Below are 7200 nucleotides of genomic sequence, written 5' to 3'. Positions count from 1 at the left end.
AATATGACCCCCTCGATCAATCAGCAGTCCAATCTGACGATGCACCTCGCGCGATAGTTCGGTTAATTGCCGCGCGACCTCAGGCGTGATGATCGCTGTAGGTGGGATTCGCCGTTGATAGAACTTTTCCAACCGCCGTAGCTGGTTGTGTTTTAATCCCTGTGTGTGACCGTAAATCGTTGTAATGCTCGCTACCCTCCTGAAAGAGCTGGTCTGAGGCTACTATCCGTCTTCGTTGCCTCGTGTTGAGATGTTCTCATGTGCCACATAGGTCAACGCTCTATTCAATCCGAATGCCATTATAACATTCTCCATCGAGAGGGCAAAAGCCTGACCGCGACGTGTACCGCTAGGTTGAACACGCTACTTCGGACAATGGCGCTCATGCGCCTTGCAGTGGTAGCGCGGGACAACGCCGATATCCGCATCTGGAGTTTCCAGCTATGAGATCGCTCAACCGATCGGTCCGAGCACGAAGCGGGTGGTACCTGCTACTCCACCACATGTGTCGGATGGGCTCTACTGACACCTTCACGCGCGGACACCTTCACGCACAATCTTGCTCCTGCAATCCGGCAACGTCGGAATGAGGCCCGACCGCTGCGCCGTTGGCCGGCCACATCCACACATCCACAGGCGCAATTGTGGCGTTTCTCAGTCTTATGCTATGTTGTCGCGCTCAAATCTTTGTACTCGGGGGATCACAAAAATTGAAGCGTAACATGAGACCGACTTTCTTACTCTCCCTGCTTGTCACAATCCCTATGGCTTATTCAATCGGTTGTCAATCATTTCCCAACGTGGAGCCGGGCGTACCCTGGACACTCGCGCAACAACGGTCTGATCTCTTTTCTGATGTCAAATACGACCTCACGTTCAAAATCCCCGCATCGAAAGAGGAACGGATTGAGGGTGAGCTAATACTCTCGTTCCGCACGCGAGATGAGTCACAACCACTGATTCTCGATTTTGACCAACCGCCTGACAGCGTGCTGTCGGTGCAAGCCCGCAACAAAAATCTCGACTACCAAGTAACCAACGGACATTTAACCATTCTTGATGCTGCCGAGCGCGCTGGCGAAAACGCTGTTACCATCAAATTCGTAGCCGGCAACAACGCCCTGCATCGCGCTGATGAGTACATCTACACCTTGTTTGTGCCGGATCGCGCAGCCACAGCGTTTCCCTGCTTTAATCAACCCAACATCAAGGCCCGCTATCGGCTCACACTGGACGTGCCGGCAACATGGCAAGTCGTCGCTAACGGTCCATTGCAGACGCGCGACATCAACGGTGACCGTGCCATCTGCCGCTTTGCTGAGACAAAACCGATCAGCACCTATCTGTTCGCTTTCGCAGCCGGAGCATTTCAGGTTGAGACGGCTGAACGTTCCGGACGTGTTATGCGCATGTTTCACCGCGAGACCGATGCGCAAAAAATCGAGCGAAACCGCGATGCGATCTTTGATCTTCATGAGAGCGCCCTGAAGTGGCTGGAAGACTACACCGGCATCGGCTATCCCTTCGACAAATTCGATTTCGTGCTCATTCCATCATTTCAATTCGGTGGCATGGAGCATCCAGGCTGCATCTTCTATCGCGCTTCGACGCTGCTGCTGGACCAAACAGCAACACAAACGCAAAAACTGGGGCAAGCCAGCTTGATCGCTCATGAAACGGCTCACATGTGGTTTGGCAATCTGGTCACTATGAACTGGTTTGACGATGTGTGGACCAAGGAAGTCTTCGCTAATTTCATGGCAGCGAAAATCGTCAATCCTCGTTTCCCAGAAATCAACCACGACCTGCGGTTCTTTCTGTCTCATTATCCGGCAGCGTATGATGTGGACCGCAGCGAAGGCGCTAATCCTATCCACCAACAACTGGACAATCTCAACGATGCAGCCAGCCTGTATGGCGCTATCATTTATCAAAAAGCGCCGATTGTCATGCGACAGCTTGAGCAACTGCTCGGCGAGCAGGCGTTTCGCGATGGACTGCGCGAGTACTTAAACAGATTTCAATTTGGCAACGCAACGTGGGATCAGTTAATTGAGATTCTCGATGCGCGCTCACCAGAAGATTTGAAAGCATGGAGTCACGGATGGATTGAAGAGGCGGGACGCCCGAAGATCACGCCTTATCTGGCGTTGAATGCCGATGGCACGATCAATTCGCTGACGATTCGCCAGTCAGACCCAGCAGGCCGTGGCCGCCTGTGGAATCAGCGCTTTGAACTCGTGGTGTCATCGCGGGGCAAGATACACACTTTTCCCGTTCATCTTCGTGATGAGGCCGTCACGATTGAACGAGCGGCTGGTTTGCCGAAGCCGACATTCATTCTGACGGACGGGCGCGGCCTGGGCTATGGCCTGTTTGAACTCGATCCGCTTAGTCGGGACTACTTGCTCGCAAATCTTCCTTCCATTCAGGACCCGCTGATGCGAGGCGTCGCCTGGATGATGCTATGGGATGCCATGCTCGAACAACAAGTGCGACCTCAGCAACTGATCACTCTGGCGATCAAAGCGCTGCCACTGGAATCAACCGAACTGAACGCGCAACGCATGACCGAATCCCTGACGACAGCCTATTGGCGGTTCATCACGTCAACCGAACAGAAGCAACTGGCGCCGACGCTGGAAGGGTTGTTATGGAAGCAGATGGAAAAGGCTTCGACAACGTCGCTGAAATCCACCTACTTTCGCGCGTTCATCTCAGTGGCGCGCACGCCCGAAGGCCTGATGATTTTGGAACGTGTCTGGCGCCAAGCGCCGGAAGCACAGGTTCGCGGCCTTCCATTCTCCGAGCAAGATTACATGACGATGGCGCTGGAACTGGCCGTGCGCGATGTGCCCGGCGCAGCGGAGATTCTGCAAGAGCAATTGAACCGCATTAAAGACCCCGAACGCAAAGCCCGATTTGAATTCGTCATGCCGGCGCTCTCCTCGGACCCAGAGACGCGAGAGGCTTTCTTTCGTCGTCTGGCCGATCCCGCGCAGCGTCGGCGAGAGCCGTGGGTCCTGGAAGCAATTTCCTATCTCCATCATCCCCTGCGAGCAGTGGCGTCCGAGAAATTCATCCGTCCCAGCCTTGATATGCTCCAGGAGATTCAACGCACCGGCGACATCTTCTTTGTCAAAAACTGGCTCGACGCCACGCTCAACGGTCATAACAGCGAAGCCGCGGCCGCCATTGTCCGACAGTTTCTCGCCGATCACCCGGACTACCCGCCACGCCTCAAAGGCAAAATCCTGCAATCGGCAGATGGACTGTTTCGGGCAACCAAGCTATTGCGGGCGCCATTCTGAACGTTATCAGCCCATGAACCTGACTGACGCTTTCCAATTGCGCCGACACGATGGCATTGCGTTCCTCGTTTGCCGACCACTGGAACAGGCTGGGTATACCCACGCGTTCAGCACGCGGCAACAGGGCGTGAGCCCACTGCCAACCAACGCGCTGAACTTAGGATTTTGCCCAGCCGATGCGCCCAGTCGCGTGCAGCATAATCGTCAACGATTCCTTGCAGCCATCGGCGCAACAGAGATGAAGCTTGTGACGCTCAAACAAATCCACTCGGCTGACGTGATCCTTGCTGGCCGCGATGAGCGCGGCGATGTGTTGCGCGCCGGTGACGCCCTCATCGCCAGGCAGCCGGCCCTGCTGCTCGGTGTGCAAACAGCCGATTGCGTGCCGATCTTAATCGCCGATGTGAAACGACGCGCCATCGCGGCTGTTCATGCCGGCTGGCGCGGCACATACGCGCGGATCGTGGAGAAAACGCTCGCCCAAATGCATTGCGAATTCGGCACGGAGGCGGCAGACTGCCTGGCAGCGATTGGGCCGGCTGCTGGCGTCTGTTGTTACGAAGTCGGGCAAGACGTCACTGAGCTATACAGTCGCACGTTCGCCTGGGCCGACGCCATCATCCATAATCATCAACCCACTGGCAAGGCGCATCTGGACATACCAGCGGCCAATCGGCAACAACTGATCCACGCTGGCGTTCCTCCGTCCAATATCTTCACCGTGAACCTTTGCACAATGTGCCACAATGATCTGTTTTTCTCGCACCGGCGAGAATCGGCTCACGGCGTTGGACGCATGTTGTCGGTGATCGGCTATAAGTGAGCGCGGCGGCTCGGCTCACCCCAACAAGGCTTGATTCTTAAGCGCGCGTATCTTATCGCGCAGCTCAGCAGCGCGTTCGAACTGGAGCGCCTTGGCCGCTTCGCGCATCTCTGTTTCCAATTGCTTGAGTGTGTCCTCCAGTCGCTCTGGGTCATACGGCGCTGACTCGTCCACGTCTAACGGCACAGTGAAATAATCAGCTTCAGCAATCATCAATAGCGTCGCTTCGATCGGCTTGATAATACTCTGCGGGGTAATACCGTGCGCCGCATTGTACTGTTCCTGCTTGGCGCGGCGGCGACGTGTTTCACGAATGGCTCGATCCATTGAATCGGTAATGACGTCGGCATACAGGATGGCTTTGCCGTTGACGTGGCGGGCAGCGCGACCAATGGTTTGAATGAGCGAGCGCTCTGAGCGCAAGAAGCCTTCTTTGTCAGCGTCGAGAATGGCCACTAACGAGACTTCAGGTAAATCCAATCCTTCGCGCAGGAGATTGACGCCTATGAGCACATCAAAGTCGCCGCGTCGTAGATCACGCAAGATGCGCACGCGGTCGAGCGTATCCACTTCAGCGTGCAAATACCGGACACGAATCCCAAGCTCGGTGTAATACTGCGTTAAATCTTCGGCCATGCGCTTGGTGAGCGTGGTCACCAAGACACGCTCGTTTCGGGCGACCCGCTGGCGAATCTCCTCCAGCAGATCATCCACCTGATGTCGCACTGGCCTGACTTCGACCTCTGGATCAAGCAGTCCCGTGGGACGCACCACCTGCTCGACAAATTCGCCGCCGGCTTGTTGCAGTTCAAACTCTGCCGGCGTGGCCGAGACGCAGATCACTTGATTGACGCGCGCCATCCACTCCTCGAATGTCAGTGGACGATTATCCTTGGCGCTGGGCAAGCGGAAGCCATAATCTACCAGCGTTTGCTTGCGCGTTTGATCGCCATGAAACATGCCGCGAATCTGCGGAATCGTCTGATGACTTTCATCCACGATGACGAGCGCGTCTTTGGGCAGATAATCCAGCAGCGTCGGCGGCGGTTCGCCTGGGCGTCGGCCTGTCAGATGCCGGGAATAGTTTTCGATGCCGCGACAGAAATTGAACTGGCGGAGCATCTCCAGGTCGTATTGGGTGCGCTCGCGGATGCGTTGCGCCTCGATCAACTTGCCGGCCGCTTTCAGTTCCGCTTCCCACCACTCCAGTTCTTGCTCGATGCCGCGGATCGCGCGTTGCAGCATCTCCGGCGGCATGACGAAATGGGTCTTCGGATAGATCGGGATGCGCTGATGCCGCTCCAGCACTTCACCAAACAACGGATCAATCGTGCTGAGCGCATCAATCTCGTCGCCCCACATCTCCACACGAATGGCCGTGTCCTGATACGAGGGAAACACCTCAACCACATCACCCCGCACGCGAAACGTGCCACGCCCGAATTGCTCGTCATTGCGTTCGTATTGAATCGAGACCAGCTTCTTCAATAACTCCGAGCGGCGAATGCGTTGACCAACCTCCAAAAAAATCAACTGATCGTAATAAGCATCAGGATCACCCAAACCATAAATACACGATACGCTGGCGACAATAATCACATCACGCCGCTCAAACAACGCCCGTGTCGCCGAGAGTCGCATGCGATCAATCTCCTCGTTGATCAGCACTTCCTTTTCAATGTACGTGTCGGTCTGCGGCAAATACGCTTCAGGCTGATAATAATCGTAGTAGCTGACAAAATACTCGACAGCGTTGTGTGGAAAGAACGTTTTGAACTCTTGGTAAAGTTGAGCGGCAAGCGTCTTGTTATGCGCCATGACCAACGTTGGCCGGTTGACCCGTTCGATCACAGAAGCGACCGAATAAGTCTTCCCGCTTCCAGTAATGCCTAACAGCACTTGCCATTTGCGTCCTTCCTGCAACCCGCGCACGAGCGCGTCAATCGCTTCGGGTTGATCACCGCGCGGCCTATAATCAGAAACAAGTTTGAAATCCATAACTCTTTCCCGTTATCACGTGACCATTATATTTGTCGGCACAGAAACTCAGCAATCGAGAGGACTGCCCGTGATTCACTTGACAATTGGTGAGTGAGACCAATCGTCTGAAGAAAGGCTATGTGTGAGTCAGGAGTCAGAAGTCAGAAGCCAGAAGCCAGGAGTCAGAAGTCAAGAGCATAAATACCAATCGTCTGGACAAAGGCCATGTGTGAGTCGGGAGTCAGGAGTCAGTGGCATAATACCAATCATCCGGAGAAAGGTCGTGTGCGACCAAGCGACGTGGAGCGCAGCAGGAGAACACCTCAAGCAGCGGTCTCCGACTTTCTGAGGGCCTATAGGATTCCTCATGCTACGCTCGTTTGTGTTGAGCCGCGCAAGCCCCCGCGAAGGTAGCCAGACCTGCAACCTTTGGAAAGACTGCCCCTACAAATTCGGCGCCCTACTGAAAGGCATGCACCGGCGCATAACTGTCAATGCTGGTTCTTTCGGCCTCATCTGCCGCACCCACGCCAGCATGGCAGCCTGTTAGTCATTGCTTCTACGGCCAGTGAAGGAAACGGTTAGCGACCGGCCAGATGACGGCCCTGTTGAACCGGAGCGTCGGTGGCGCCCTCTTGCAGGATAAGGCCCTTATCAACCGCTTGCTGGAGTTGTCGCACTTCGTCAATGATCTTCATGAAGCGCTGACCCAACGGCGTGAGCCGATACTCCACTTCCACCGGCGGCTTCTCACCAAAGACGATGCGCTGGAGTATCCCGAAACGCATCATCTTGCGCAGGCGCTCATTCATCACTTTGGCCGACAATCCCGGACACGCACGAAGCAAAGCGCTCGGCCGACAATGGCCTGCTGCACATAGCTCCAGCAGTCGCACCGACCACTTGCACCCGATGATGCTCTCAACCATCGAGGCGACCGAGACGTCACCAGCAGCAGTACTCGCCGATGATGGTGTGACGCTTGAGTCAGTTTGATTCATCATCGTAATTGCCTTGCCCTAAAATACCTTCTTTACTTCGACAGACACGCTTCGTGTCATCGCTAAGCTAATAATAGACACATCG

Annotated in this window: 4 protein-coding genes; 2 read left to right on the top strand and 2 right to left on the bottom strand. The window is 55.1% G+C overall.

Annotated features, from left to right (window positions below; translation table 11 throughout):
- Positions 1-722 precede the first annotated feature (722 nt).
- Both NZ823_15280 and pgeF read left to right on the top strand, forming a co-directional pair.
- Positions 723-3311, top strand: a complete 2589-nt coding sequence (locus tag NZ823_15280; GenBank protein MCS6806492.1) for a M1 family aminopeptidase — start codon at positions 723-725, stop codon at positions 3309-3311.
- Between the two features lie 13 nt (positions 3312-3324).
- Positions 3325-4134 carry a peptidoglycan editing factor PgeF gene (gene pgeF / locus NZ823_15275; GenBank protein ID MCS6806491.1) on the top strand — a complete coding sequence of 270 codons (810 nt, stop codon included), beginning with the start codon at positions 3325-3327 and terminating at the stop codon, positions 4132-4134.
- A gap of 15 nt (positions 4135-4149) precedes the next feature.
- Here pgeF and uvrB read toward each other — a convergent pair whose 3' ends face one another.
- A complete protein-coding gene (gene uvrB / locus NZ823_15270; GenBank protein MCS6806490.1) occupies positions 4150-6132 on the bottom strand; it encodes an excinuclease ABC subunit UvrB in 1983 nt (660 codons plus the stop codon).
- 563 nt (positions 6133-6695) lie between these two features.
- A complete protein-coding gene (locus NZ823_15265; GenBank protein MCS6806489.1) occupies positions 6696-7118 on the bottom strand; it encodes a helix-turn-helix transcriptional regulator in 423 nt (140 codons plus the stop codon).
- Positions 7119-7200: the final 82 nt, after the last annotated feature.

Source organism: Blastocatellia bacterium, assembly GCA_025054955.1.
GTDB lineage: Bacteria > Acidobacteriota > Blastocatellia > HR10 > J050 > JANWZE01.
Note: the sequence above shows the minus strand (reverse complement) of the source record. Positions and strands in the feature narration are given on the sequence as shown.

What these genes read in the sequence shown, in the direction of transcription:
- NZ823_15280 (MCS6806492.1), top strand. Translation starts at nt 723, where the DNA reads ATGAGACCGACTTTCTTACTCTCCCTGCTTGTCACAATCCCTATGGCT.
- pgeF (MCS6806491.1), top strand. Translation starts at nt 3,325, where the DNA reads ATGAACCTGACTGACGCTTTCCAATTGCGCCGACACGATGGCATTGCG.
- uvrB (MCS6806490.1), bottom strand. Translation starts at nt 6,132, where the DNA reads ATGGATTTCAAACTTGTTTCTGATTATAGGCCGCGCGGTGATCAACCC.
- NZ823_15265 (MCS6806489.1), bottom strand. Translation starts at nt 7,118, where the DNA reads ATGATGAATCAAACTGACTCAAGCGTCACACCATCATCGGCGAGTACT.